Genomic DNA, 26,090 nt, shown 5'->3' on the forward strand with positions numbered 1-26,090 from the left:
TATAATTAAGTTCAGAGGTGAGAACATGCATAAAACCATTGGAATTCTTGCACATGTAGATGCTGGAAAGACTACTTTTTCAGAGCAGCTGCTTTACCATACAAATACAATAAGACAACGAGGAAGAGTTGACCACCAAGACTCGTTTCTTGATAGTCATACAATAGAAAAAAATAGAGGAATTACTATCTTTGCTGACCAAGGAATCTTTACTCACAATAATTCTACGTACAATATTATCGATACTCCCGGGCATGTAGATTTTTCTCCAGAAATGGAGCGTGCTATTCAAGTAATGGACTATGCCATTATTCTTATTAGTGCAGTAGACGGCATTGAGGGTCATACAGAAACTGTCTGGCAATTACTGCGTAAACACAAAGTACCAACTTTTTTCTTTATCAATAAAACTGACTATGAAGGGACTGACCCAGCAAGTATTCTTGCTGAAATACGTGACACCTTATCGGAGGACGTATGCGATATAACAAATACTTTCGACGAAGAACTAATTGAATTTATTGCGGAGCGAGATGAGACCTTATTAGAAACGTATATGGACAGCGGATTTGATAAGGACTTATGGACAAAAGCGCTTCAGCAAATGATAAAAGAAAATAAAGTCTTCGCATGTGCCAGTGGCTCCGCATTAAAGGATTTTGGAATAATAGAGTTTTTAGACAAACTAGATTTATTAACTACAACCTCCTATAAAGCAGACGATGCATTTGCAGCGCAAGTTTATAAAATTCGACATGATGAAAGTGGAAACCGTGTTACCTTTTTGAAATTAGTTAATGGAACGTTAAAAGTCCGTGATAGTGTAACCTACAACGAACAAACCGAAAAAATAACACAAGTTCGGTTGTATAGTGGCAAAAAGTTTAAAACCATAGATCAGGCTATAGCAGGTGAACTAGTTGCTGTGACAGGCTTAACGAATGCTTCCATTGGGGATGGACTCGGCTCTCTTACACAGAAAACTGCGTTCGATATGATTCCCACGTTAAAATCTAAAGTTCTCTTTGGTACTTCTATCCATGTAAAGGAAGTATTGCGTAGCTTTAAACTATTAGATGCAGAAGATCCCTCTCTACGTGTATTTTGGGATGAGTATTTTCAAGAAATACATGTCCATGTAATGGGAGTTATCCAGCTAGAAGTACTCGAACAAATAGTTTTGGAACGATTTGGTTTTCACGTATCTTTTGGTGAGCCTAAAATTTTATATAAAGAGACTATTGATAACTCCGTTCGAGGATATGGTCATTTCGAACCTTTAAAACATTATGCTGAAGTGCATTTATTAATCGAGCCTGCTGCCAGAAACAGTGGAATTACCTTTGCAAATGTTTGTCATGCGAATGATTTATCGATAGGCCATCAAAATCTAGTTAGCCATCACCTTTTCGAAAGAGAACATCATGGTTTACTAACAGGATCCTCCTTAACAGATGTGAAAATTACTTTGCTAACTGGTCGCGGACATAACGAGCATACGCATGGTGGTGACTTTAGAGAAGCCACGTACCGTGCACTTCGACAAGGATTAGAAAAAGCTGAAAACATCTTACTTGAGCCATTTTATGACTTTACGATTAAAGTACATATGGACTTAATAGGCAGAGTATTATCCGATATTCAACAAGCAGCAGGAACCTTTGAACCTCCAGAAAATATTGGAGATAAAGTTCTCGTAAAAGGAAGAGTACCTGTGGCTACATTTATGAAATATAGCACCATTTTTGCTTCATTCACCCACGGCAAAGGATCTCTTAGCTTAGTGTTTGGTGGTTATGATCGTTGTCACAATACACAAGAAATCATTGAAGCACTTGGTTACATTAAAGAAGCAGACCCTGAATATACATCTACTTCTATTTTTTGTGCTAAAGGAAAAGGATATCCCGTCTACTGGGATGAGGCCGAAGCAGCTATGCACTGCCTATAAATTTAAGGAGGAATAGTTCATGATCGCTACAATTCAAAACGAACAGGGAATCTATCTCGCACGATTCGAAAGACAGTTCGATCACTCAGTGGAAACTGTTTGGGAAATGCTAACGGATAATGAGAAATTGAAACAATGGTTTGATGAATTAGAGATAGTCGATTTACGCCAAGATGGTTTAATTCAGTTCGATATGCAGGACGGTTCATACGAGGATATGAAGATTCTGGATTATGAACCACTAAAGACTTTAGTGGTTGAATGGGGCCAGGATATCGCAAGTTTCGAATTATCCTCTTTATCCAATGGTTGCAAATTAGTATTTGTAGAAACAATTTCTACTATAACTGAACATACTCCGAAAGATTTAGCTGGTTGGCATGTTTGTTTAGATGTTATAAAAGCATTGCTAGATGGAAATTCGATTAAGCGTGAAGATGATTGGAAAATCTGGTTCCAGAAATATAAAGAGCTTCTAAATAATTGATAATATAGAAGCCTTTTTAACTTCTGCAAAACTACTAAAGCACTCCTTTTGCTGTCAGAGTGCTTTACTTAATCCAATCGGTAGATTAAAAACCGTTCGTTATTATTTTCTTCGTATAAACCAGGGAGTCGAATCTCCTTGCATAATTCAAATACTGTTTGGATTTCAAGAAAATGACTATATTCTGTGGTTGGATAATAGAGAATGACATCCACTGAACGTGGAAAATCTTCCACCGACCTTAGAATATTATCTATAACCTTTTGAAAAATCTGTAGAGAAAATGGATTAAAAAAATAAAACCGATTATCCTCTTTCTCTATATCATATCCTTCTGCAAATATATGTTCAAACTGAATGGAAGCTCTCGATTTCTTGGCACGCTCCATATAACTAGCTAAGTTCTCCATAGCCTCTTGATAGAGTTGCCCACTCATTTCTACTCCAACCGCTGAGGCATGTAAATGGTGGTAAACGTAAATAGGGAATCTTCCCTTGCCACATCCAAAATCCACAAAACGATCGGTAGATTTCCACTCCTCATATTCGTCAAAAAGAACCTCTAAAGCTGAATACGGTGTTGCTTCATATCTATTGTAATGAGACGATTGATGCTGCCACTCTCTTACACCCTCTGTCTTAATACGTAATAATCTGTCATGTTCTTGTTCTTTCACATGTTACCTCCAGCTTACTTTACTCCAAATACATGCTGTTGAACCCACGCATCTGTTTTCCCTATCTCACCCTCAACATCTTTTAAAAAGTTAACCGTATAGGTCTCACCCTTCATAACAGCTGTCGATATGAAGCTAGGATTCTCTATAGTCATTACTTGTTCACCATTCACATTTTTCTTTAAAACTTCTATTTTAGCAATCCCACCAATATTAGTATACTCATCTTTTTGACCCGAGAAAAAATTTCCTAACGAATAAAACACATGTGTCCGATGACCACTCTCTGAAATAATCAGTTCATAAGGTTGAATAACATGAGGGTGATGACCAAATATAATATCTCCACCTGCATCTGCAATCGACTGTGCAAGCTTTTTCTGCGTATCATTAGCCTCAAGGTTATATTCTGCCCCCCAATGGATGCTAACAATAACAAAGTCTACTTTTGCTTTTAACTCTTCAATATCCCCTACAATTCGATTCTCATCTATCTGATTTACTAAATAGCCCTTTCCTTCTGGAGTTTCATGCCCATTTGTTCCATACGTATATCCCAGAAGTCCAAGTGATATATTATCCACTTGGAATATTCGATCGGCCTTTTGATCCTCTACCGATTTATAAGCACCAATATATGGCATTTCTACCTTCTCCATCTGTTGAATTGCTTCTAGAAGACCTTCTTCTCCTTGATCGAGTGTATGATTATTAGCTATCGATAAAACGTCTACACCAACATCTTTTAAGTCTCCAATAATATGTGGAGGACTAGAAAAGTTAGGATAACCAGACACTCCAAATGCTCCACCTGCCGGTAAGGATTCTTGATTTGCTATTAACAAATCAATGGATTTCAATTCATCTAGCACAGGAGAAAAAGAAGGAATAAAACTCATATAATTATAAAGCGGTAAATGTAGTAATACATCTCCAATCATCGCAATCTCTATTTTTTCTTCCCCATAATCCATATAAAATGTCGAAAATTGTTTCCCGTGGAACTCTTTATTAAACTGAGTAGGTTTCTCTATTTGTAGATTAAAGTATAGCAATACTGAAATAACAACGACTAAAAAAGCAGCTAAAGCCTTGATAAATACCACCTCCACTCCAATCATGTACTTCGATTGCGTTACTTATACAAAATAATCTTTATATACTTATAAGGATAATAGCCGCTGTCTATTCTCGGCCCTTTCATAGTATACAAGACAGCCAACATTTCTTATATACAATTATGTTGCTGAAAAATAGCAAAGGAAGGTAAACATGAACTTAGAAAATAGCAAATGGTACAAGTGGCTGCCTAGGAGAGGTCGTCCTTTACGAGTACGAAAAAAAGGAGTTATAAGTAATGCTCAAAAGTCGAGCAACAAAGTAGGAGTTGTGCTCCCGGTGTATAACCAAGAAAGGGAGTATTTATTTGAATGTGTACAGGCTATCGAGAACCAAACTTACCGAAACTTTGAATTAGTAATTGTTATTGATGGGGCAAATGCTCAAACTGTAAAAGCAGTATATGAAGCATCTAAGCTTTTAACATGTAAGTTTTCCATTATTCATCGCGTTTTCAATAAGGGCATAGCTTACTCCTTAAATGAAGGCTTTGAAAAATTGCTTGATTGCCCCCTTTTGACTTGGATATCTAGTGATAATAAACAATGGCCAAACTACCTTGAAAAATTAGTAGAAACGATGAAGAACGCTACTCCCGAAACAGTTTTAGTATATTCGCTTTACCATCCTATTGATGAAAAAGGACTCTCTCGAGATATAAATAACACTTGGTATCAAGCACTCAATGAGATGATGAAGCGGCCAAAAGAAGAAATTATGTTAACTTGTTTTATTGGTGCTTCCTTCCTCTTTACTAGAGAAGCATATGAACAAGCAGATGGCTATGACCCTAAATATGGACTAGTTTCTGACTACGAATTTTGGATTAGATTAATGCCTCTCGGTGAATTTTTATTCTTGCCAGAACCTCTTATGGATTATCGTCTAAATGGTAAACATTCGCTAACGACGATAACAGCCTCTGAAGAGTTATTTCTCCAAAGTATGTCTGCAAGTGTAGATCATAGGAGAAAAAATGGTGATAACCCTAAAGTCACCGTAATTATTACGGCCTGTAACCACGAAAAGTATATAAAAGAATGTATACAAAGTGTATTAAGCCAATCATTTTCTAATTTTCACATTGTCGTAATAGATGTAGGTTCAACCGATTTGACTTTAAGTAAAATCTATTCAATGCACGATACTCGAATCATTCCCATTCATATAAGTAAAAGACATAAAGCTGATGCTCTTAATATCGGATTGGAATATGTTCTTGGAGAGTACGTATTAGAATTAGACGGAGATGATTGGATTGATCCCGCTACACTGGAGACCATGGTGAATGAAATGGATTCACTTGCCGAAAATGTAGGTTTGGTCTTTGCAAACAGAAAGATTTGGTTCGAAGAAAACGGTTTTTTACGTGAAGGTTCTATTCACAAGGGACTTAACTATGCAGACAAATATGAAGTATTGGAAAAGTTTCAAACGCATTGCCCAAGAATGTATCGTTACTCCGCACTTAAAGAAATGAATGGTTGGATGTCTACAATTCAAGGAGAACCTCTTTTAGCAGATGATTTTGCAATGTTCTTACGTCTTGCCGAGGACTACAAGCTACACTGGATTGACAAAGACTTATATCATCAGCGTCGACATAACAGCAATATAACTATAAAAGAAAAGGAAATATTAAATAACCAATTCCGTATACTTGCTCAAGAAACATTACTACGTTGGGGGAATCTGTATAAAGCAGATTTTGAAGTAATTGATGGTACTATAACTAAAATCAATTTAGTTCCCACTGGAAAAGAGATGACTAAACAATGAAGTTATTAATTATATTTGGCACTCGTCCAGAGGGTATAAAATTTGCACCAATTATTCAGGAACTAACGAATACGAAAGAAATGGATTGCGTATTGGTAAATACAGGACAGCATCGAGAAATACTCGACCAAGTATTATCACTATTTTCAATTACCCCCCACTACCAATTAAACCTCATGAAACCAAATCAAACATTAGAAGAAATAACATCGGAAATGATAAAAAAAATTGGAGAAGTATATGAGAAGGAAAATCCCGATTTAGTGTTAGTGCTTGGTGACACTGTAACGACTTTCACAGGTGCCTATACAGCTTTCTTACACCGCATTCCAGTCGGTCATATTGAGGCTGGTTTGCGCACATTTAAAATGTACTCTCCTTTTCCAGAGGAAATGTATCGAAAACTTGTCACTAGTCTTAGTAGCTATCACTTTGCCCCAACGGAAAAAAGCAAAAAAAATCTCTTACAAGAAGGTATTCCAGAGAACAGAATTTTCGTAGTAGGGAATCCAGTAATAGATGCACTCCTTGATGTTACTGGTAGACCATATACCTTCCCACCAAGCATACAAAAAATAATAAATAATAATCGACGCATTGTTTTAGTGACTACACATCGACGCGAAAATTTTATAAAACTAGAAGGTATCTACCTAGCTCTCAAACAGTTATTAGAGGATTTCGATGACATAGAAATTATCTTTCCCGTCCATCCTAATCCAAATGTAAGAAAACAAGTACAGAAACATTTATATACAGACAATATTAGCTCTCGTATACATTTAATTGACCCATTGGACTACGAATGCTTCTCTCACCTAATGAAGCATTCCTATCTCATAATTACAGACTCTGGAGGTATACAAGAAGAAGCGCCAGCACTAAATGTTCCAGTGCTAGTTGTCAGGGAAAGCACAGAACGTATTGAAGGAGTGGAAGCCGGAACTTTACAATTGGTAGGGACAGACAAAGAAAAGATTTTATCAGCTACCAGGAAACTACTTGAATATCCAAGTGAATACTTAAAAATGGCCAATACCCTTAATCCTTACGGAGACGGAACCTCAGCAAAACAAATAGGTATCTTATTAAATAAAATAGAAAAGAAGATATGAGTATGGCTACTCATACTTTTTTCTATTTACATATGCAATGAAAGCACGACACAAAAAAGAAAAGCATTTGCTAAGCATGCTTTTCTTTTTTTGATTGTGATCGTCGATTCAGTAAAAACACATACAAAAATGCACCCGCTCCTAGTAATCTCAATCCAGAGCTAATATACATAGAAGAATTCATGCCAATAAGATCTAAGGACCAGATCCCAATCTGTGGCGCAATAAACGCTACGAAGGCTAGAAGCACATTATACGTTGTAATACAGTACGTACGATACCTTTCAGGTGATTGCTCCAACAACAAGTTAAATAATAGTAGGACAGTACCAGATAAGAAAAACCCTGAAGTTGTTTGAATTAGAGTTAAATAGTATAGGTTGGTAGATAGAACTGTTAAAAATGGAGTTGTTGCCATTCCAATTGCTGACCATATGAAGACTTGCATATTTGAATACTTATCCGCCCATTTCTTCCATAATGGAAAAGTTAGAAACTGCATAAGCATACTTCCAACGGAGAACATACTGATCCAAAAGATTGTTGCTCCTGCTATTCGAACATTATAAATATTAAACAGGCCCCAAGCCATTTGCCAACCAAAGTTAAATAACAGAGCAGCTACCAAAAACCAAACATAGCTAGAATATTTAAAAATACTCCAGTCCATCGATTTCTTTTTTATTTGCTCACCTGTTATTTCAACAACATCTTCGTCTTGCCTTAATATGAAAAATACTTCTAGTAATCCGAAACCAAGTGCTAATACAAATAGAACTTGATACGCAATAATATTCTCGGTGGCATCTCTCATTAGAACCCCAATTAGTAATGTTGAGATTAGTCCAACCAACGTTAATAGACGATTACGGTCACTAAAAAATTGTCCTCTTCTCGATTCATCAATCATTCCACTTATCAATGTTTGCCACCCTACATTGGCTATCGTGTTCGGAACACTTATAAAAGCAATAATCCCTAGGAATGCCCATGACTGAAGTGAATTAGAAGGTAAATAAACAACAAGTACAATTAGCAAGAACATTAATCGCGCTAGTAAAACAGACATTGCCACTAGTTTCTTTTGGGTACTTGCTCGATTAAGTAAGATTGCAGCTGGTATGGTCATTAACAGTGCCACTAATGGAGGTAAAGAGCTTATTAAGCCTACTTGATAATTAGTAGCCCCTAAAATGGTTATAGCAAAAATAGGGAAAAAGTTATTGGAAAAGTTAAGCGCTATGGTAGATGCCATTCCATGATAAATACTAATTTTTTCATTATATGGTCTCAATTTTTGTCAGCCCAATCAATTTTTAATAGAGGATATGCTAGAATTATATACTTGCTTTGACAGAAAACAAGTACTTCGAGACACAAAATTTTCATATTTTCCCTACGATAAAAACACCAGTAAATACTTGTTCATTTAGTGACAATCAGTGGTCTTTTATTTACAATTGATTCGTAAAGAGTATAATGTGTAGATGATGTAAAAGTACATTTACTGGGTATAATGGATTGCAGGTAGGACTGCATAATATATAAACAAGCTTCACTTTATTTGAGAAAATGGGGTGGTATCAAAAATGAATCAAGAACAACAACTGACGCTTGTAGAACATTTAACAGAACTTAGAAAAAGACTTATTATTGTTGCATCGACATTTATCCTCTCACTTGCCTTAGGATTTTGGTTAGCACCAAAAACACTCACGTTTTTAAAACAGCAACCTACAGCTGCTCATGTAGAGTGGAATGTCTTCGGGTATACGGATGGTTTAATGATCTATGTAAAATGCGCGCTGATACTAGCCATATTAATAACTCTACCAATTGCATTACATCAGATATGGTTATTCGTAAGACCAGGCTTAAATGAAAACGAGGTAAAAGGGACGGGCTATTTTATTCCGGTGTCATTTCTTCTATTTTTGCTAGGGATTAGTTTTAGTTACTACATTCTTTTTCCACTTATGCTAAATTTCATGTCGAATATCAATGATTCAATTGGCGCTTTGGAAACGTATGGGATGAAACAGTATTTTACTTTTATGTTTAACCTGGTTATTCCAGTAGGAATTGTATTTGAATTACCTGTAATTATACTATTCCTAACCAAATTGGGTATAATAACTCCAGACAGATTAAGAAAAATGAGAAAAATATCTTACTTTGTATTAGTAGTAGTGGGAGTTTCTATTACTCCACCAGACTTTATCTCTGACTTTATCATTGTCGTCCCATTATTATTGCTATTTGAAATTAGTATCCTTGTTTCGAGCTGGTCTTATAAAAAACAACTTGCGAAACGAGCACTTGAGGATAAAATGTTAGAACAATAAATTACTGCACACTGGCCACTGAATTTATATACAAAGACTTAGAGGAGGAACTTCCATGCCAAACATTGGAGTACCAGGATTAATCATCATTTTAATAATTGCTTTAATCGTATTCGGACCATCTAAATTACCTCAATTAGGTAAAGCAGTTGGACAAACATTAAGAGAATTCAAAAACTCTACAAAAGATATCGTTGATGATGTAACAGAAGAGTTTAAATTAGATGACAAAGAAACAGACGTTAAAAAGAAAGCTTAGTAAGAAACTATCCCTACCTTTTTCAATAGGTTTTGGATATTGAGCTATAGAAAAGGGCTTGTCATGACTAATCATGACAAGCCCTTTTTTACGGTAATTTTATAGCGTTTATCTGTCTAAGTAACCCTTGCAGTTTTTGGAATAATCTGGTTTACGGTCTCCAAAGTGCCTAGAATACTTGATTGGTGAAACAGAAAATTATATACATTATATAAAAAATCCCCTGTTATGCACCAATGCTTAACAGGGGATTTACTACCTATAGATTTTTGAAAAATACCCGTATCACATCTGCCCCACCTATAAAGGTTCCCAGCGATCCAAATAAGTTGGTTAATACAACGACAAGTAAAACTCTAGTTACTTTGTTTTTCCAAAAACCTTTAATCGTAAAGACATCTTCCGATAACGTTTCAAAATCTGCTATCGTTGGACGCTTGATATACGCTTGAACAAGTCCTGAAAACCAACCTGAAGCTAAAATAGGATGAAGTGCTGTAACTGGAGCTGTTATAAATGCTGCTAGAATTGCTAATGGGTGTCCTAATGCAACTGCTGCTCCAACTGCTGCCATTGAACCTGTCCAAAGGACCCAGCTCAATGCCTGATCAAAACCTGCAGAAGGATTTGCAAAGAATGTATACACGATTAATGCCACAATCAGAATCGGAATAGTCCAACCAATTATTTTAGGGACAACCGACTTTGGTGGTATAGCTGATAGCTTAACTAAATCCTGCTCTTTGTGAATTTCTTTTGTAATACCAGGTACATGGGCAGCGCCTAATACAGCTACAACTTTCTCCCCTGGTGCTTCTTTAATTTTCTGAGCTAAAAACTGATCACGCTCATCGATTAACGGTGTTTTAAGCTTGGGAAAGGATTCCGTAAACTCAGCTAATACAGCATTTAACGTATCCTTGGATTTCATATTTTCCATTTCTTCTTCCGATATTGTATCCTTACTGAAAATACTAAAAAAAACGGAAGTAAGTAATTGCGATTTCCCAGTCCATCCAAGATTATGCCATATACGTGAAAAAGTAGTTTGGATATTACGATCTGCTAATACAAGCTCTGCTCCATTCTCTTTTGCACTTGCTATACCTTGAATCATTTCCTGACCTGGCTTAATATCAAACTGTTTAGCCATGCGATTTTGGAAAGAAGAAATTGCCAAGTTCATTAATAGTAGGGTAGCTTTCTTATCCTTAATAACTTTAAAGATATCCGTCTGTTTCCACTTATTATTATCTTTAATAGATTGGTATCTTTGCTCATCCAATTCAATGCAAACAGAATCCGGTTGCTCTCTATCGATAACTTCCTTTACCTGCTCTGCACTCTGTCTTGAAACATGTGCCGTTCCGATTAATATAATCTCTTTATTATTCACATATAAACGTGTAATATTTTCCTCGGACATAAACTACTTCCTTCACCTAATGTATTATCTCTTAGTTAGACTTCTAAAAGATTCTCTACCCTTCATAATGAAGCAGATTATCCTAAATTTCAACGATGTTTCCTCTTTATTTATAATAATTTTGAAAAAACTCTATTTGTAATGGAATAAATGATAACGATAAGATAGTCAGTTACTGCTTCTGCGGGTATTTCTTTCTAAAACAAAAAAAGCGGACTCATTTTATGAATTCCACTTTTTTATGTCTATTCGGTAAATTCCTTTTATATCTCGTAATATACATCCATTAGCCTCAAAAATACGTCTCATGGGCTTGTTACTTGTATCTGTGCTTCCCACATATACCTTCGCACCGAAATTTTTCAAGAGCTCTAATGAAATAGCATGAAATATCGTTCCGTATCCTTTGCATCGTTGTTCTGGTACAACCCCAAAGTAAAACATTCTTCCCTCATCAGTAGTCCCTTGTTCAATATGTGGAATACTAATACCGTAGTTCATTGCATTTTGAGAAAAGATAAAGCAATGGTCTCGCCACTTAACACCTAATTCACTTTCAAGTGATTCCATTATTTGATTGATAGTAAATATATTATTTTTGTTAGCTGAACCACTCCTACATGAATCGTACAATGTAGCAAAAGCCAAATCAGTCATATGACTATCGGAAAGAGATTGTACTTGAAAGCTACCAGAACTTGTAAATGGCCCTTGCAATGTCTTTGTGTATTCTACAATAGAAGACACTTTTTTAAACCGACGCTTGAAGATCCAGTCCTCATTCTCTTCATCTATTAATAGCGATAAATATGCTACTTTTTCTTCCTTCCACTCTGCTAATAATTTATCAAATGCAATTAAGTAATCAATGTTTGGAACATAAGATACTTTTAGTTGATCCACAAGCCAGTATTCCTGATCTTTTTTAATCAGATTGAAAAGGTTCACCTATCGATTCCCCCATGCTGTTGTTAGCTTAATGTTCGTTTTAAGAAAGCCTTTGTTCGATCTTCCTTTGGATTGTTAAAGATTTGTTCAGGCGTTCCTTCCTCAGCAATTACTCCTTTATCCATAAAAACAACTCGATCAGCAACTTCTTTAGCAAACTCCATTTCATGTGTAACTATTAACATAGTAAGTCCCGTGCCTGCTAACTCTTTCATCACTTTCAGCACCTCTCCAACCATTTCTGGATCAAGTGCGGAAGTTGGCTCATCAAATAACATAACATCTGGTTCCATCGATAGCGCTCTCGCTATCGCAACACGTTGCTTTTGACCACCCGATAATTGCTTAGGTTTAGCGTTTACATAATGATCCATTCCAACTACTTTTAAGTATTTTAACGCAATTTTTTCGGCATCTTCTTTAGAACGTTTTAATACTTTTACTTGTCCAACCATACAGTTGTTCAGCACGTTATGGTTGTTGAATAAGTTAAATTGTTGGAAGACCATTCCTAACTTTGTTCGGTAGGCATGGATATCGTGTTTTTCATCTAAAATATTCTCTCCGTGATAAATGATTTGCCCTCCACTAGGCTTTTCTAACAAATTTATACAACGAAGTAAAGTAGACTTTCCCGATCCAGAGGAACCAATGATGCAAACAACCTCTCCTTTGTTCACTGAAAAATCTATATCTTTTAAAACCTCATGATTTCCGAAGGATTTACTTAAATGTTGAACTTCGATGACATTTTGCATAGATTTCTCCTCCTTCGTTTAATCTATATTAGTATTACTTTTTGTTAACATAAGTTGCGGTGGTGGTTGTCCAATCATGCTATAGTTTTCTGGTCCATCTAGTTTTCTTTCTATATAACGTAATATTAATGTTACTGTAAACGTCATGACGAAATATAAAATACATGCAATAAAGAACGGTTCAAAATACTTAAAGCTTATTCCTGCAACTGTTTTTGCTTGAAAATATAGTTCCGTAACACCGATCACATTTAATACCGATGTATCTTTAATATTAATGATAAATTGGTTGCCTGTTGCTGGCAGTATATTTCGGATGACTTGAGGTAAAACAACACTCCACATTGTTTGGACGTGATTCATACCAATTGCTTGTGCTGCCTCGAATTGTCCCTTATCAATTGAAATGACACCACCACGTACTATTTCTGCCATATAAGCACCCGTGTTAATCGAAACGATAAATATTGCTGCCATTGTACGGTCCATATCTATTCCAAAAGCTAGTGCAGAGCCATAGAATATTACCATTGCTTGTACAATCATTGGTGTTCCTCTGAAAAACTCAATATAAACAGAAAGAATCAGATTAACTATTTTTAATACAATACGTTTTAGTTTTCTCTCAGGCGTAGGAATTGTACGAATAACTCCTGCCAGCAAACCAATAACTGCTCCAAAAATCGTACCAATTATGGAGATTAGTAGTGTCATTCCTGCTCCACGAAGGAACATCGGCCAGTTACTTGTAATCATCGAAATAATATATTCAATGCTCATACATTTCCCTCCTTCCATATAAAAACCGACTGCAAAAAGATGCAGCCGGTATCACATCATTTTTATTCTGCAGCTGGTTGATTATTAATCGCCTTATCCATAATTTCTTGACGTTCTTCTTCCGATATTTCCGCTAAAATTTCATTAATTTTATCTGTTAAGTCACTACCTTTTTTCAAACCTACAGCGACTGCTGTATCTTCTTCCTTTGCTTTAAATCCTTCTGTGAACTCCACCATTGCAAAGTTCTTGTTTGCAGAAGAAGCGCTAATTCCTTCTGGTCTTTCAGATACATATCCATCAATAACTCCCGACTCTAATGCCACACGCATTGCCGCGAAATTATCTGACGCTGGTTGTTTTTGCACATCTTTAATTTGATCGATAACGCCATAATGTGATGTATTTAATTGACCTGTAATTTTAGCACCACTAAAATCTTGAATCGAAGTAGCCCCTTCAAAAGCACCGCCTTTTTTCACTACCATAACAAAGTTAGAGGTGTAGTAGTTTTCCGAGAAGTCGATTGTTTCTTTACGCTCTTTTGTAGGTGACATTCCCGCTATGATTGCATCAATTTTGTCTGATTGCAATGATGGTACAAGACCATCCCATTCTGTTTTGACGATAACTAGTTCTTTTCCTAATCCGTCAGCAATTCGTTTAGCAATTTCCACATCATATCCACCAGCATATTCCGCATTACCATCAATCTTCACTCCACCATTAGAGTCATCTAGTTGTGTCCAGTTAAAAGGTGCATAACCAGCTTCTAAACCAACTGTAAATGTATCTACTGCTGCTTCTTTACTATTATCAGATGAAGACCCTGAAGTTTCAGTAGCATCTGTTCCACATGCTGCTAATAATAATAACAAGCTTGCGAATATCGTTATAAATACTAATCTCTTTTTCATTTTAATTACTCCCTTTTTATCAGTGTATGTTTGTTCCTATAAAAAAAGACAACTTGTACAAAAAAAGACCTGAGATGAACTCAGGTCGCAATATGTATAGTTGCCCAAATCCTCTACTTTTCCCAAATGAGATAGCACACCATTATAAACCGGGATGTTTATAATGGACAGTCCTGCAATTATTAACTGCAGACCCAGCAAGTAATACCGAGAAATATTACTAACTTCGGCGACATTTCCTTCTCCATAGAATCATAGCTTCTCAAACTCCACTATGGACTGTTAAATATCGCGCCTCTACCTCACTATACTAAGTGAGGTCGTATTCAATTATGTTTCATAGTCTACATTAGACATACTTATCTGTCAACTGACTCTCGAAAAAACTATTTATACGTTGAGATTAATAGCTACATGATCAGATATACCAATTTTAGAGTAAAGATACTGCTAATGATTCTTCTAAAAAGAATCAAATCGATAAACATTTCCATAGTTGTTATTTACTTATCTGGAGTTCGGATAGGACTATCTAGTTTTGGATTCAATTAGTTCCTATGGATAAACTTATCGGTACTATCCTTCTTGAAACAAGACAAGATTTCTACTGCATAAGAATAATTAATTTTGGATTGTGGGCTTACGTAAACTATTCGGTAAGTTAAATCGTCAATAGGGGGATAACCAAAAAGTAGGAGTAATTGTGGAAAATAAACTAAAAAATTATATTATGATTTACATGAAAAAAGTAATCCATTTTTTGAGTTAGCCACTCGGGATGGATTACTTTTCACTTCTGTCATTTTCGTTAAAGAAAACCGTAGGTTCAGAGTGAAAATAAGCTTAACTTCCATTCTTAAAAATGAGTTTTTTCTCTAGCAATTTATATAATCAACAGGATATCAATTTCATCCATGTTACAAGTTACTTTCTTTTTTCTATGCTATTGTTAACAACATTTGCTATATTGTGAATGGTATTTTCTAGAGCGTCTATTTTATTTTCAAATCGATGCAATAAGTAAATAGTGACTACAATGGGAAATCCAAAGTTTCCAATTAGTTGTACAATGTTTCCCTCGCCAATCATGCGTTATCCCCCTTTCTTTAATTTTTACCATTCCTTAAGCGTTGATATACCTGTTGAGTAAACCCCTTCGAATTGTATTCTAATGAGCTGACTTGTCCGAGAAGAGGAAAATCATCCATCTAGTTAATTCCAAAATCACCTTGGATTAAATTAATTGATATTTATCATATTATACTAAATATTTAGTATTTTTAGAATAACTATAAGTTGGGAAACACGCTCTACTATCTCAGATTATTAATACATATCTAAAACTAATTTCATAATTTAATGAAATTTTACTATATTTTAATAAAAATTGGATAAGTAAAAACCCTATATTCTACACCCTTCTACTACTTATTATGCTTTTCTACCAAGTATCAGTCGTTTCAAGTCGAACGATTGAAAAAGGATATTTTGTTTTTTTCAAGAATTAGTACATTACTAATTCATAAGGGGTGAAGAAAATGAGTAGTATAGGTCATATAATAAAATCGGAAAGATTAAACCAAAGTATGAAACAAACCACATTGGCCAAGGGAATCTGCTCTACATCCTACTTAAGCAAAATAGAAAATAATTTAACTATTCCAAGTGACGAAGTAATAACGTTTTTACTTAAAAAACTAAATATAGAAATAGATCAAGTATCCAGTGAAAAGGAAAATAAAGTTATTGCATCGTTATCTGAACTGTACAAAATGGGAGTTTTAAAAAGGGACAAAAAATTTATAAGAGAATCCTTGCAAAAATACACTAATAAAAATCAATATTTTTTACAACTAAATAATTATTATAGTTATCACCTTTATCTATTTCGTCTCCTATTAATACTTGATGACAAGGAGGATAGCCTGCAATCCACCTATAACGTAATTGCAAAAATAAGAGATGGTATGGACGAGAAACAAAAGTTTATCATTAATCTAAACTTAGGACTTTATAGTTATTTGGATGGAAATTATCAAGAAGCATTAAGTCGATTGGAGATGTCTTTAAGATTTATAAATAATGGTAAAAATGAAGAATGGGAAATAGCTGATTTTTATAATATCCTAAGTTTAACGTACTTTAAATGCAATGAGTTTTTTAACGCAATCAATTTCGCTTCAAAATCATTACTTTATTATAAGGACAATCTTTTATTCGAAAGAGCAATTGATAATTACATTGTGATAGGAATTGCACATAAAAAAATGAGAAAGTATGAAGAAGCAGAAAAGAACTATAATTTAGCGATGAAGCTGGCAAAAGATTATAAACTGATTAATTATGAGGAGGTGATTTATCAAAATCTAGGTTCATTGCATGCAATTCAGGGGAGCCATGAAAAAGCAATTGAGTTTTATAAGCTTAGTTTAAAAATTAAAGAAGAAGATTGTAACGCTGAAGGGTATTTATTAACCATTCTATCCATTGTAAAAGAGTACTCCAAGCAGTCTGATCATGAACAGGTTCTCAAATGGTGTAAGAAAGGCTTAGATAAAATAGTGGGGGGAAAAAACTCTAACAAAGAAAATAGTTCCTATTATTTTCACTTACAAATTTATATAAATTACCACAATTTTAATGATGAACTTGAAAATGTATTAAAGGAAGCTATAAATTATTTCGAAAAGGAACAGGATGAACGACATGTTCAAAAGTATTCCATATTACTAGCAGATTACTTTTTTAAACATAATAAATTTAAAGCGGCGAGTTTATATTATCAAAAATCAAATCAGATTCTATTTAAACAAAAATTTATTAATAGATGGGAGGATTTATAAGATGAAAAAGAAGATTATCTTGCTAACCCTATCAAGTGTTGTCATCTTGGCTTTAAGCTTTACTACCAATATTAAACACATTAGTGAAGAAGAAACACCAAGACCAACGTCTATAGGGAATTCTTATATTTAAAATTAGCTGCTCGACGAGCTCAAGTGGTCAATTCGTTGCTGGAACTATCCACTCGAAAGCTAAGCAGAGATTTAAGAACCGGCCATCCAAATAGATAGCCGGTTTTATTGTTTACAGTTATTATGTTGAGCTTCCTTTACCCCAAATAGCGCAAATTTCGTAATAAGGTTTGTGACCCAGAACTCTCCATCGGTGGTACTTGAAGAAAGCTAGAACAGACTTTCCTTTATCACCGATTGCTGCGATTCCTAATCCAAATAAATAATATTGAGAAGAAAATAATTGGAGGCATTACTCCTGCTGCAATCACTTAAATATTTACGGAAACAACTTAATGATAAGTCTATTTATAATTTTCAAGTACTTCTAAATAAAGTGCTTGAAGAAATTTTTTAATATTTACCTTTACTTTAGAAGAGTTTAACTTATCCTCAACTATTTCTATTGATAACTTTCGAATTTCTTGAAAATCGAAATATCGTGGTGCGTAATGTTCAAATTCCGGAGTGGTATAGTCAATTGCCCCAAGTGTAGCTAAGTGTTGCATAGCTAATAATATCGTTCTTCGTAGTCGCTGTTCAATCGCCTTCATTTCTTTTTTAATATCCTCCGAGTCCTGTTTCATGGCAAGCGATTCATATATATCTTTTAAGGATGGAAATGTATTTAAAGGATTATTTTGCTGAATAAGTATTTCCACTATTGAGATTAGATCATTACTTCCTATTTCACCCACTATCCCCATGCCGCTTAGCTTTGAGCTAACAATCTCTCTAACACTTTGCTTTTTTAGCACTGGTTTTAATGGAACGATATTTGCTAAGGAATCTTTTATTGCCAATAAAGAATCCTTCAATTGAAATTGTTCTGTTATTTTCGTTAATATACTCTGAACCTCAACACGATTAATGGGCTTATGTATAAAAAATTCAATACCTTTTATATATGCTTCTCCTACCATCTCTTTATTGACGACTTGAGAAATCATTATGAATTGCCCTTTATATCCCCTGTTTTTCAATTGTTCAATCGTTTCAAGTCCATCTAATTTGGGCATTAGAAAATCGATTAGAACAACATCTGGTTCTGTTGTGAGAATGGGTGATATACATTCCACCCCATTTTCCGCTTCGCCAATAACTAACCCCAACTCTCCCTCTGTTATGATTTTTTTAAGCATCAATCTGCTAGCCGCATCATCATCTACAATATAATAGCGCAGTGTTCCTCCCTCACCTTCTTAAGTTTTTTGTTGGAATATTAATGTTGAAAACAACACCAGTTTCAAGAGATTCAATTAGTATATTCCCTTCCAATATATGTACAATTTCTTGAGTGTGGGATAACCCAATACCTGTTGCAGCTACTCCCTGATCATTAAACTTAGTCGTATAGCCTGGTTCAAATACAATTGCTTGATCTTCCAGTGAGATACCTTCGCCAGTATCTCGAATAACAAACCATATATTTTGAGACTCCTCATACACATTTATATTAATTTCTCCGTTAATGAAAATTGCTTCCACTGCATTCGCAACCACATTATTCAATAATGCCAATAATGGAACTTGCTTCTCTGTTTCAAAATCAATTGAAATAGCAGAATGAATGGTAACTTGCTTTTTTAGCAATTCACTATATTTTTCATTGGCATGAATAACAAGTTCGAGTACCTCTGAGAGAAAGTAATACTCTCCCCTTTTTGTCTTTGTAATTTTCTCCATTCCCGCCAAAATACGTTGTGAATCCTTTTTCACCTCATGTATTTCCTGTGCAATATGAAGTGCTTGGACACTTAAAGAATGATATTCATGTTTTTTTAGCTGACGATATAAATCATAGCTAGATGCAGTAATTTGTTCAATATGATTCATCGATTTCTGTAAATAGAGTGTTTCTGCGTATAGATTTGAGCCAACCTTCAGCATCTCCCGCATACGCTTGTTATGTTCCATTATTGTAATTGAACTATATAAGCCCACTACAAAATAGCTTCGAAAAATGGCTACTAATGCGAGTAATACCCATTCTCGAAACTCAAAACTCACATGATTTAATAATAAATAACGAACAAAATACTCCATACTATTCGCCGTAAACTCAAGTGCTGTAGCAATCGCACCTAGTAAAAGAGGTGCAGTTTTAAATCGATCTAATGGTATAACACTTAAACCAACTGCAAATAGAAAATAAAACAAAAATGCTGGCAAATGATTTTCGAGAACCCACCAAAAAGGATTACTAGTAAATAACATATCTTCTCCGATTCGTACTACCACAACAGCAACTCCTGTTAAAAAACCAGTGAAGATAATCGAAGCTGGTTGAAATATTAACAGAAGAAAGAAAAAAGCAGCACTCCCTAAACCAAAACGGAAATCCTCTCCATTAAAAGGAATAACTTTAAACTCACTAGCAATTACAGTGACTAAAATTGTTATAATCAAAGCACTCCATTTATTGGAGGCTAATTGATGATGTCGCTTAAAAAACATAAAACTCTCCCGTATGGATGTATTTAATAGTATGAGTATAACATTTTAAGGTCAACTATAAACGATGGGCACATAAGGAACGTTGTATTTTCTATACTTTCAAAACATACTAATATATAGTGAAATTAGGTGATAATATGAAGATAAAAATGTATGTGAACAATAAAAAGATAATTGCAGGGATGACAATGAAGGATAGAGATGAATTAGAACAAGGCAATATGGCTCTACATGTATGTATAAATCCAGAGCACGTTCTAGAAAACCGAAAAAAATTAGCCACTTCTTTATCTAGTAAGATCGATAATTTCGTATGTGCCAATCAAACTCATAGTGCTCATTTTCATCGAGTAGGATTGACAGACAAAGGGCGTGGGGCCATAACTAAAGATACAGCTATAGCCGATACTGATGCCTTGTATACTTTTGAACCAAATATTGTTCTATCTAGCTTTACTGCGGATTGTGTTCCAGTTATCTTTTACAATAAGATGAATGGTCTTATTGGTGTCATTCATTCGGGTTGGCAAGGAACTATTAAAGAAGTTACCCCCAAGTTGTTGAAACACTTAAAAGAGGTGGAAAATTGTAATCCAAGTGACTTCCACGTTCAAATAGGAGCTGCACTAAGCCAAGAGAAATTCGAAGTCAATGAAGATGTCTATATAAAATTTGACAACTTGGGCTATGCCAATGACTTTATGTATTATAAGGAATCTACTAATAAATATCATATTGACAATCAGTTGACCGTGAAAAAGCAATGCGAACTCGCTGGAATCCCCTCTGAACAAATTACGATTGATCCTACCTGCACATTCACAAGCCCAGATGGATTCTCTTATCGAGAGGATAAACAAACCGGACGGCATTTGAGCTTTATTGTGAGAAAAGAGTAGTCATCTAAAAAGCACATCGATTTCGATGTGCTTTCAGACTGTAGACAAACTCAATTTTTGGTGCATAGAGTTGTATACTAAAATCGGCAAGGACCACCACTTCGCTTTCCGTGGGCTTGGCTTCAGCCTCCTCGTCACTGCGAAAACATATGCTCCTGCGGTTACTCGTCGCAAAGACATTGGTCAAACAAAGTTCGACCAATGTCTTTCCTAAGGTGTCTTCCGCTGTTTATAAAAATACTTTTGTCGTCAAGCTGAGAGCACATCCATGTCGATGTGCTTTTACTTATTCCCAGTTTTCTTTTAAAACCTCTTATTTTTAACCTTCTGCTCATGCTGAAGTAACCATTCTTTTCTCCAAAGTCCTCCGGCATAGCCTGTTAACTTTCCATTTGTCCCAATTATTCGATGACAAGGTACTACGATAGTTAACTTGTTCCTACCATTTGCACTTCCTACCGCTCGTATAGCTTTTTCATTTCCTATTGAGATTGCAATATCTTTATAGGACCCAGTTTTGGCATAGGAGATACTTTTTAGGGCATTCCATACAGATTGTTGGAATATTGTCCCATTCATTACATAAGGAAATGTAAATTCATGAAGCTCCCCTTTAAAGTACTCATCTATTTGAACTAGACAATCCTTTAGGACTTGAGGAGTCTCCTCCTGCACCTTATTTTCCATTTCTTCTCTTTCTACAAACAGAATAGAATTTATGGCTTGATCTGTCCCTATTATCTCTAAAATTCCAATTGGTGACTTGTAGTCTATTGTATATAATTTATCCATCTAACTCATCCTTACCTGATTGTTTTCTATACTCACTTGGAGAGCAGTTTTGTAAACACCGAAAAATTTTATAAAAATTTGAAGGACTTTGAAACCCAGTTTCATAGCAAATCTCCAAGTTAGTTAAGTCGGTATTTTTCAATAGATAGATCGCTTTATCAATTCGGATTTTTTCTAAATAGCTACGCGGTGTTTCCCTAGTTTCCTCTTTAAATAATCGTTCCAAATAATACGGACTTATTCCAACATGATTTGCAATATGCTGTAACTCTAGCTTTTGTTTATAATGATTGACTAAGAAGCTAATAACATCTTGTACAACTTCTATATTAGGCGAGTGTTCTACCTCTGGTTTACACCTTTTACACGCACGATATCCCGCTTTTTCAACTTCTTGAATATCCTGATAAAATTCAACGTTTTTCATCTTTGGCTTTCTCGATCTGCAGGAAGGACGGCAATATATTTTTGTCGTTTTTACTGCGGTATAAAATAAACCATCATATACTCGATCGCAGGCAATAATTTTCTCCCACATTTCCTCGAAGGAAAAATGAATGGTATCCGTCAAAATATGCACCGTCCTTTTTTGATATCTTGTAATTCATTCTATCAATAGTTCTATAATACCGCGACCTCATTCTTGCTCTTATGGTCGGAAGAATGACTAGACCTTCGTACTCACTCCTCACTTTTTGGGGATTAGTTTCATATACTTTTATGATTAGTTTTTTATCGAAAGGTGGGAACGACATGGATGTATACGTTAGATCCGGGGACTCGGTTTGGTATTATAGCCAATTATTCAAGATTCCTTTTAAACTTATTATTGATTCTAACCGAGATATTAATCCACAAATACTTTCGGTAGGTGTGCGTATTCGAATTCCAGGACACGTTACTATAGATTATAAAATTGTATCTGGGGACTCCTTATGGGCTATTGCTAGTAGTAGAAATCTTCCGCTAGATGCACTTCTTCTCGTCAACCCTACTCTCAATCCAACACGTCTACAAATCGGACAGACAATAAAAGTTCCTGTAAGAGTTACATGGAGAATTGTGAACGGAAAACAAAATTATGATTACAGTACGATGATAAATAACATTAGGCAATTACAAACTGTTTATCCATTCTTACAGGAATCCTCCATTGGTACTTCAGTTGTAAATCGACAAATACCCGAAATCTTAATAGGTAGTGGAGAAAAAAGAGTCCATTACAATGCTTCTTTTCATGCGAATGAATGGATTACGACACCTGTTCTATTAACTTTTTTAAATGATTACGCATTATCGGTAACTAACCAAACTCCTATTCGAGGGCTTGGTACATTTCCGTTGTATTTACAAACTTCCTTGTCCATAGTTCCAATGGTTAATCCTGATGGAGTGGATCTTGTACTAAATGGTATTCCTGAGGAAAGCCCTTGGAGAAGTAGAGTAATTGAATGGAACGATGGCAGCTCTGATTTTTCTGGATGGAAAGCCAATATTCGTGGAGTTGATTTAAATGATCAATTTCCTGCGAAATGGGATTTAGAAAGAGCACGAAATCCCAAATCTCCGGGTCCTAGAGATTATGGTGGAGAAAGCCCATTATCGGAACCAGAATCAATTGCAATCGCTGACTTAACAAAGAGACGTGATTTTGCAAGAGTATTAGCATTTCACACACAAGGAAAAGTTATTTATTGGGGATTTGATAACCTCGAACCACCAGAGTCTGAAGCAATGGTAGCTGAGTTTAGTAGAGTCAGTGGATACGAGCCTGTACAGACCATTGATAGCTACGCTGGCTATAAGGATTGGTTTATCCAGGATTGGCGCAGACCTGGCTTTACAGTCGAACTTGGCACAGGAACAAATCCGCTGCCACTCTCTCAATTTGACGAAATCTATGAAGAAGCATTGGGAATATTCTTAGCAGGACTGTATGTATAAAACCTAAAGACAAAGCCGGAAGGAGGTGCTGATCTCTAACACCTTTTTACGGCTTTATTTGGTTGACTTAAAAACTCGTGAGCAATGCGCCAAATAGAGCTATTAACCATATAAAGAAAGTTACTCCCACAATGATAATTTCCATAAAATGAATTAATAACACCTTATAATAACTCTGGTTTGCCTGACGAATTCCGAAAAAATCGCTGTGATGAATGATATAGAGGAACGCACAATAAAAGATAATTCCCGATAAGCAAAATACACCAGATTGTAAAGTCATAACATACCGAGGATTACCGCTTACTTCAAAGGCTAAGGTATATCCAAACTCCTGCGATAATAAATAAGAGAATATAATCATTATAAACAGAGCCAAGGACAGACTAAAGAAATGGGTTCTATAATCTATTAAATCCATAAGCCTTCGGATTTTATCGCTTTTTGGTTTAAGATTCTCTTCATCTGCCATTTCACCATCATAATGGTACATGATGTATAGAAAAGCACTTAAAATAATTCCACAGAATAATATTGGTTGCAGTAACCGAAAGGCTACTACAGGATTAACAATATAAATAATTATTAAAATGATTACGAGCACAACGATTAACCTGTTTCCAAGTTTCTCCCTTTTCTCCCATACTTTTCGAATATATATACGATTATCTTTTTCATTCCCAGGACTCTCCTTTACCTCTTCCTTATTAAGATTTTTATTGAAAAACAATATAGATATACAGGTCAAACATATTCCAAAGATCAGATAGATAAATGCCTCTAATGTGTAGGCAACCTTTGAATCATATCTCTCCACAATCCAAAGTCCATCCAACACAATACAGAAAAGACCAATTAAAAATATATAAGGAGCTGCTTTACTAATAATATTTTTCACTCCCTTTTTACAGTTGTTGGATTATTAAATTGTATCATGTATCTAGAATCTCACTTTCAACTACTATTAGAATTTTTCAATTTTTTTAATTATAATAATTTAGACATCTGGAGTTGTTAACTCGGAGATACCTCTTAATTCAAATTCGATAAGATCTTTAAAAGTCCTCCTATTATGTAATGTCAATAATAAATACAACCCCCTATTATTCGCAAACGTATAGAAAAACGTATTATTCTCGGGATTCCCCCACAAACTGACCACTACAATTTTCGTTAAATTGATACTTTTAAAAACATCAATTCCTTGCTAATGTAATCATTAACTCTTATAAATGATTTGAAAAGGAAGGTTTAAACTATGCAAAAAACAACAAGTTATTCCCAGGCACGTACTTTCGATTTAATTATTACGTCTATGTTAATAGCACTAGTCTTCGTTGCTACAATCTTGTTAAATATTAAATTACCTATCACGGCAAATGGTGGTTTAGTTCACCTTGGGACAGCAGTACTCTTTATCTCTTCTATTTTATTTGGTCCTAAAAAAGGTGCTATTGCTGGTGCAGTTGGGATGGGGTTATTTGACTTAGTATCAGGTTGGACATTATGGGCACCTTTCACTATTTTAACTCGCGGCCTACAAGGATATATAGTGGGGAAAATTGCTTGGTCGAACGGGCGGAACGGAAGTAGTTTCGCACTCAATCTATTCGCAACGATTATTTCGATTCCTTTTATGTTAGGTGGTTATTACATTTGCGAAGCGGTTCTATTTAGTAGTTGGATATTACCAGCAGCCTCTATCCCTGGAAACATCGTACAAAATGTTGTGGGACTCTGTGTAGCCATTCCCATTTGTGTAGTACTGAAAAAAATTCCATATTTTAAATAATTTTTAAAAGCAGTGCAACAGTATAAATAGTTACTTGTTATGATTATTAAATTACACAAAAAAGGAAAATGCATTTTATAGCATTTTCCTTTTTGTTTTGGCTATGCTAATGAACGTTCTTGATAATGAATAAGAAATGCTTTAATACAGAACATTATTCGTTTTCATTTTCCTTAATTTATACATTAAAAGGACACCTAGCAAGGAGCCGCTAATACTCGACACCAGAAATGCCGGCATAAAGAAAAAGAAAGCTGCTTCTGTTCCCATTAGTATCCGTGCATATGGTATCGCCACTACTGACGCTATGATTCCGGTACCAATAATTTCTCCAGCGGCTGCAAGCCATAATCTTCCTGAATGAATGTAAAGAATTCCTGCCAAAAATGCCCCGATCATCCCACCAGGAAATGCTAATAGCGACCCTGTTCCTGTTAGTACTCGTACAGCACCAGTCAGAAAAGCAATTATTACCGCTGGCACTGGGCCGAAAAACACCGCTGCCATGACATTGATAGCATGCTGAACTGGATAGGCGCGTGCTATTCCAGTGGGAAGGTACACGAAAGCGGAACCGGCAACTGCTATGGCGACAAACATCGCCATAAGCACAAGCTGCTTGGACTTCATA

26 protein-coding genes, 1 pseudogene and 1 riboswitch are annotated in these 26,090 nt (G+C 35.3%); of the genes and pseudogenes, 11 read left to right on the forward strand and 16 right to left on the reverse strand.

The features are described 5' to 3' along the window. Positions 1 to 25: 25 nt before the first annotated feature. Together ACQCPR_RS19495 and ACQCPR_RS19500 are read left to right on the forward strand one after the other, a co-directional pair. Complete coding sequence (locus ACQCPR_RS19495) at positions 26 to 1,951, forward strand: GTP-binding protein (RefSeq protein ID WP_427137836.1); 1,926 nt, start codon at positions 26 to 28, stop codon at positions 1,949 to 1,951. Positions 1,952 to 1,970: 19 nt separating this feature from the next. Continuing rightward, the gene (locus ACQCPR_RS19500; RefSeq protein ID WP_427137837.1) at positions 1,971 to 2,438 is read left to right on the forward strand and encodes an SRPBCC family protein; all 468 of its coding nucleotides are present in this window, start codon (positions 1,971 to 1,973) and stop codon (positions 2,436 to 2,438) included. A 68-nt stretch (positions 2,439 to 2,506) separates the two neighbouring features. Here the strand turns inward: ACQCPR_RS19500 and ACQCPR_RS19505 are convergent, their stop codons facing one another. Then, the gene (locus ACQCPR_RS19505; RefSeq protein WP_427137838.1) at positions 2,507 to 3,115 is read right to left on the reverse strand and encodes a class I SAM-dependent methyltransferase; all 609 of its coding nucleotides are present in this window, start codon (positions 3,113 to 3,115) and stop codon (positions 2,507 to 2,509) included. A 14-nt stretch (positions 3,116 to 3,129) separates the two neighbouring features. After that, positions 3,130 to 4,221 carry a CapA family protein gene (locus ACQCPR_RS19510; protein ID WP_427137839.1) on the reverse strand — a complete coding sequence of 364 codons (1,092 nt, stop codon included), beginning with the start codon at positions 4,219 to 4,221 and terminating at the stop codon, positions 3,130 to 3,132. A gap of 166 nt (positions 4,222 to 4,387) precedes the next feature. Here ACQCPR_RS19510 and ACQCPR_RS19515 point away from each other — a divergent pair, with 166 nt between their 5' ends. Together ACQCPR_RS19515 and wecB are read left to right on the forward strand one after the other, a co-directional pair. Next, on the forward strand, positions 4,388 to 6,013 hold the full coding sequence (locus ACQCPR_RS19515) for a glycosyltransferase family 2 protein (RefSeq protein ID WP_427137840.1): 1,626 nt from the start codon (positions 4,388 to 4,390) through the stop codon (positions 6,011 to 6,013). Continuing rightward, on the forward strand, positions 6,010 to 7,128 hold the full coding sequence (wecB, locus tag ACQCPR_RS19520; RefSeq protein WP_427137841.1) for a non-hydrolyzing UDP-N-acetylglucosamine 2-epimerase: 1,119 nt from the start codon (positions 6,010 to 6,012) through the stop codon (positions 7,126 to 7,128). Before ACQCPR_RS19515 ends, wecB begins: the two co-directional genes overlap by 4 nt. A 70-nt stretch (positions 7,129 to 7,198) precedes the next feature. On the opposite strand, the gene ACQCPR_RS19525 is transcribed toward wecB, so the two are convergent. After that, on the reverse strand, positions 7,199 to 8,422 hold the full coding sequence (locus tag ACQCPR_RS19525; RefSeq protein ID WP_090567564.1) for an MFS transporter: 1,224 nt from the start codon (positions 8,420 to 8,422) through the stop codon (positions 7,199 to 7,201). A gap of 295 nt (positions 8,423 to 8,717) precedes the next feature. Here ACQCPR_RS19525 and tatC point away from each other — a divergent pair, with 295 nt between their 5' ends. Further along, the gene (tatC, locus tag ACQCPR_RS19530) at positions 8,718 to 9,473 is read left to right on the forward strand and encodes a twin-arginine translocase subunit TatC (RefSeq protein WP_090567562.1); all 756 of its coding nucleotides are present in this window, start codon (positions 8,718 to 8,720) and stop codon (positions 9,471 to 9,473) included. 55 nt (positions 9,474 to 9,528) lie between these two features. Continuing rightward, a complete protein-coding gene (tatA, locus tag ACQCPR_RS19535; protein ID WP_090567559.1) occupies positions 9,529 to 9,732 on the forward strand; it encodes a twin-arginine translocase TatA/TatE family subunit in 204 nt (67 codons plus the stop codon). A 259-nt stretch (positions 9,733 to 9,991) separates the two neighbouring features. Here the strand turns inward: tatA and ACQCPR_RS19540 are convergent, their stop codons facing one another. From ACQCPR_RS19540 to ACQCPR_RS19565, 6 genes are all read right to left on the reverse strand, one after another. Then, positions 9,992 to 11,158 carry a TraB/GumN family protein gene (locus tag ACQCPR_RS19540; RefSeq protein WP_090567556.1) on the reverse strand — a complete coding sequence of 389 codons (1,167 nt, stop codon included), beginning with the start codon at positions 11,156 to 11,158 and terminating at the stop codon, positions 9,992 to 9,994. A gap of 222 nt (positions 11,159 to 11,380) precedes the next feature. Then, positions 11,381 to 12,106 (reverse strand): hypothetical protein, encoded by a 726-nt coding sequence (locus ACQCPR_RS19545; protein ID WP_427137842.1) that lies wholly within the window; start codon positions 12,104 to 12,106, stop codon positions 11,381 to 11,383. Between the two features lie 23 nt (positions 12,107 to 12,129). Then, a complete protein-coding gene (locus ACQCPR_RS19550; RefSeq protein ID WP_090567524.1) occupies positions 12,130 to 12,864 on the reverse strand; it encodes an amino acid ABC transporter ATP-binding protein in 735 nt (244 codons plus the stop codon). A gap of 18 nt (positions 12,865 to 12,882) precedes the next feature. Next, positions 12,883 to 13,644 (reverse strand): amino acid ABC transporter permease, encoded by a 762-nt coding sequence (locus ACQCPR_RS19555; protein ID WP_090567521.1) that lies wholly within the window; start codon positions 13,642 to 13,644, stop codon positions 12,883 to 12,885. Positions 13,645 to 13,706: 62 nt separating this feature from the next. Next, positions 13,707 to 14,561 carry a transporter substrate-binding domain-containing protein gene (locus ACQCPR_RS19560; protein ID WP_427137843.1) on the reverse strand — a complete coding sequence of 285 codons (855 nt, stop codon included), beginning with the start codon at positions 14,559 to 14,561 and terminating at the stop codon, positions 13,707 to 13,709. 124 nt (positions 14,562 to 14,685) lie between these two features. Further along, positions 14,686 to 14,869, reverse strand: a riboswitch (Lysine riboswitch). Positions 14,870 to 15,485: 616 nt separating this feature from the next. Continuing rightward, on the reverse strand, positions 15,486 to 15,650 hold the full coding sequence (locus ACQCPR_RS19565; protein WP_090567515.1) for a YvrJ family protein: 165 nt from the start codon (positions 15,648 to 15,650) through the stop codon (positions 15,486 to 15,488). A 449-nt stretch (positions 15,651 to 16,099) separates the two neighbouring features. Between ACQCPR_RS19565 and ACQCPR_RS19570 the strand changes: the two genes are divergently transcribed. Next, on the forward strand, positions 16,100 to 17,404 hold the full coding sequence (locus ACQCPR_RS19570; protein WP_427137844.1) for a tetratricopeptide repeat protein: 1,305 nt from the start codon (positions 16,100 to 16,102) through the stop codon (positions 17,402 to 17,404). Position 17,405: 1 nt separating this feature from the next. Beyond that, complete coding sequence (locus ACQCPR_RS19575) at positions 17,406 to 17,537, forward strand: hypothetical protein (protein WP_276517597.1); 132 nt, start codon at positions 17,406 to 17,408, stop codon at positions 17,535 to 17,537. Between the two features lie 137 nt (positions 17,538 to 17,674). Here the strand turns inward: ACQCPR_RS19575 and ACQCPR_RS19580 are convergent. From ACQCPR_RS19580 to ACQCPR_RS19590, 3 genes and pseudogenes are all read right to left on the reverse strand, one after another. Next, positions 17,675 to 17,798 (reverse strand): annotated as a pseudogene (locus ACQCPR_RS19580) (glutamate:protein symporter); the annotation flags it as partial. Between the two features lie 82 nt (positions 17,799 to 17,880). Next, positions 17,881 to 18,759, reverse strand: a complete 879-nt coding sequence (locus ACQCPR_RS19585) for a response regulator (protein WP_090567509.1) — start codon at positions 18,757 to 18,759, stop codon at positions 17,881 to 17,883. Positions 18,760 to 18,769: 10 nt separating this feature from the next. Beyond that, positions 18,770 to 20,032: an ATP-binding protein gene (locus ACQCPR_RS19590; protein WP_427137845.1), complete on the reverse strand. Its 1,263-nt coding sequence runs from the start codon at positions 20,030 to 20,032 to the stop codon at positions 18,770 to 18,772. Between the two features lie 137 nt (positions 20,033 to 20,169). Here ACQCPR_RS19590 and pgeF point away from each other — a divergent pair, with 137 nt between their 5' ends. Then, positions 20,170 to 20,931, forward strand: coding sequence for a peptidoglycan editing factor PgeF (gene pgeF / locus ACQCPR_RS19595; protein WP_427137846.1), 762 nt, complete (start codon positions 20,170 to 20,172; stop codon positions 20,929 to 20,931). A gap of 303 nt (positions 20,932 to 21,234) precedes the next feature. Here pgeF and ACQCPR_RS19600 read toward each other — a convergent pair whose 3' ends face one another. Both ACQCPR_RS19600 and ACQCPR_RS19605 read right to left on the reverse strand, forming a co-directional pair. Continuing rightward, positions 21,235 to 21,723, reverse strand: a complete 489-nt coding sequence (locus ACQCPR_RS19600; protein ID WP_090567501.1) for a methylated-DNA--[protein]-cysteine S-methyltransferase — start codon at positions 21,721 to 21,723, stop codon at positions 21,235 to 21,237. Beyond that, on the reverse strand, positions 21,716 to 22,261 hold the full coding sequence (locus tag ACQCPR_RS19605) for a bifunctional transcriptional activator/DNA repair enzyme AdaA (protein WP_427138968.1): 546 nt from the start codon (positions 22,259 to 22,261) through the stop codon (positions 21,716 to 21,718). Before ACQCPR_RS19605 ends, ACQCPR_RS19600 begins: the two co-directional genes overlap by 8 nt. A 215-nt stretch (positions 22,262 to 22,476) precedes the next feature. Between ACQCPR_RS19605 and ACQCPR_RS19610 the strand changes: the two genes are divergently transcribed. After that, positions 22,477 to 23,667 (forward strand): M14 family metallopeptidase, encoded by a 1,191-nt coding sequence (locus ACQCPR_RS19610; protein WP_427137847.1) that lies wholly within the window; start codon positions 22,477 to 22,479, stop codon positions 23,665 to 23,667. 67 nt (positions 23,668 to 23,734) lie between these two features. On the opposite strand, the gene ACQCPR_RS19615 is transcribed toward ACQCPR_RS19610, so the two are convergent. After that, positions 23,735 to 24,565: a hypothetical protein gene (locus ACQCPR_RS19615; protein ID WP_427137848.1), complete on the reverse strand. Its 831-nt coding sequence runs from the start codon at positions 24,563 to 24,565 to the stop codon at positions 23,735 to 23,737. Between the two features lie 360 nt (positions 24,566 to 24,925). Here ACQCPR_RS19615 and ACQCPR_RS19620 point away from each other — a divergent pair, with 360 nt between their 5' ends. Next, entirely contained in the window at positions 24,926 to 25,459 is a 534-nt protein-coding gene (locus ACQCPR_RS19620; protein WP_093495519.1) for an ECF transporter S component, read from the forward strand. A 141-nt stretch (positions 25,460 to 25,600) separates the two neighbouring features. On the opposite strand, the gene thiW is transcribed toward ACQCPR_RS19620, so the two are convergent. Next, entirely contained in the window at positions 25,601 to 26,089 is a 489-nt protein-coding gene (gene thiW, locus ACQCPR_RS19625; RefSeq protein WP_427137849.1) for an energy coupling factor transporter S component ThiW, read from the reverse strand. Between the last annotated feature and the right edge of the window lies 1 nt (position 26,090).

This window comes from Psychrobacillus psychrodurans (assembly GCF_050209195.1).
Taxonomy (GTDB): Bacteria; Bacillota; Bacilli; order Bacillales_A; family Planococcaceae; genus Psychrobacillus; species Psychrobacillus psychrodurans.

Bases quoted from the DNA above. Each gene is read 5' to 3' on its own strand.
- ACQCPR_RS19600 (WP_090567501.1), bottom strand. From the start codon at position 21,723: ATGGATAAATTATATACAATAGACTACAAGTCACCAATTGGAATTTTA.
- ACQCPR_RS19570 (WP_427137844.1), top strand. From the start codon at position 16,100: ATGAGTAGTATAGGTCATATAATAAAATCGGAAAGATTAAACCAAAGT.
- ACQCPR_RS19555 (WP_090567521.1), bottom strand. From the start codon at position 13,644: ATGAGCATTGAATATATTATTTCGATGATTACAAGTAACTGGCCGATG.
- ACQCPR_RS19560 (WP_427137843.1), bottom strand. From the start codon at position 14,561: ATGAAAAAGAGATTAGTATTTATAACGATATTCGCAAGCTTGTTATTA.
- ACQCPR_RS19515 (WP_427137840.1), top strand. From the start codon at position 4,388: ATGAACTTAGAAAATAGCAAATGGTACAAGTGGCTGCCTAGGAGAGGT.
- ACQCPR_RS19620 (WP_093495519.1), top strand. From the start codon at position 24,926: ATGCAAAAAACAACAAGTTATTCCCAGGCACGTACTTTCGATTTAATT.
- ACQCPR_RS19565 (WP_090567515.1), bottom strand. From the start codon at position 15,650: ATGATTGGCGAGGGAAACATTGTACAACTAATTGGAAACTTTGGATTT.
- wecB (WP_427137841.1), top strand. From the start codon at position 6,010: ATGAAGTTATTAATTATATTTGGCACTCGTCCAGAGGGTATAAAATTT.
- ACQCPR_RS19540 (WP_090567556.1), bottom strand. From the start codon at position 11,158: ATGTCCGAGGAAAATATTACACGTTTATATGTGAATAATAAAGAGATT.
- ACQCPR_RS19575 (WP_276517597.1), top strand. From the start codon at position 17,406: ATGAAAAAGAAGATTATCTTGCTAACCCTATCAAGTGTTGTCATCTTG.
- thiW (WP_427137849.1), bottom strand. From the start codon at position 26,089: ATGAAGTCCAAGCAGCTTGTGCTTATGGCGATGTTTGTCGCCATAGCA.
- ACQCPR_RS19495 (WP_427137836.1), top strand. From the start codon at position 26: ATGCATAAAACCATTGGAATTCTTGCACATGTAGATGCTGGAAAGACT.
- tatA (WP_090567559.1), top strand. From the start codon at position 9,529: ATGCCAAACATTGGAGTACCAGGATTAATCATCATTTTAATAATTGCT.
- pgeF (WP_427137846.1), top strand. From the start codon at position 20,170: ATGAAGATAAAAATGTATGTGAACAATAAAAAGATAATTGCAGGGATG.
- ACQCPR_RS19550 (WP_090567524.1), bottom strand. From the start codon at position 12,864: ATGCAAAATGTCATCGAAGTTCAACATTTAAGTAAATCCTTCGGAAAT.
- ACQCPR_RS19605 (WP_427138968.1), bottom strand. From the start codon at position 22,261: ATGTGGGAGAAAATTATTGCCTGCGATCGAGTATATGATGGTTTATTT.
- tatC (WP_090567562.1), top strand. From the start codon at position 8,718: ATGAATCAAGAACAACAACTGACGCTTGTAGAACATTTAACAGAACTT.
- ACQCPR_RS19610 (WP_427137847.1), top strand. From the start codon at position 22,477: ATGGATGTATACGTTAGATCCGGGGACTCGGTTTGGTATTATAGCCAA.
- ACQCPR_RS19500 (WP_427137837.1), top strand. From the start codon at position 1,971: ATGATCGCTACAATTCAAAACGAACAGGGAATCTATCTCGCACGATTC.
- ACQCPR_RS19590 (WP_427137845.1), bottom strand. From the start codon at position 20,032: ATGTTTTTTAAGCGACATCATCAATTAGCCTCCAATAAATGGAGTGCT.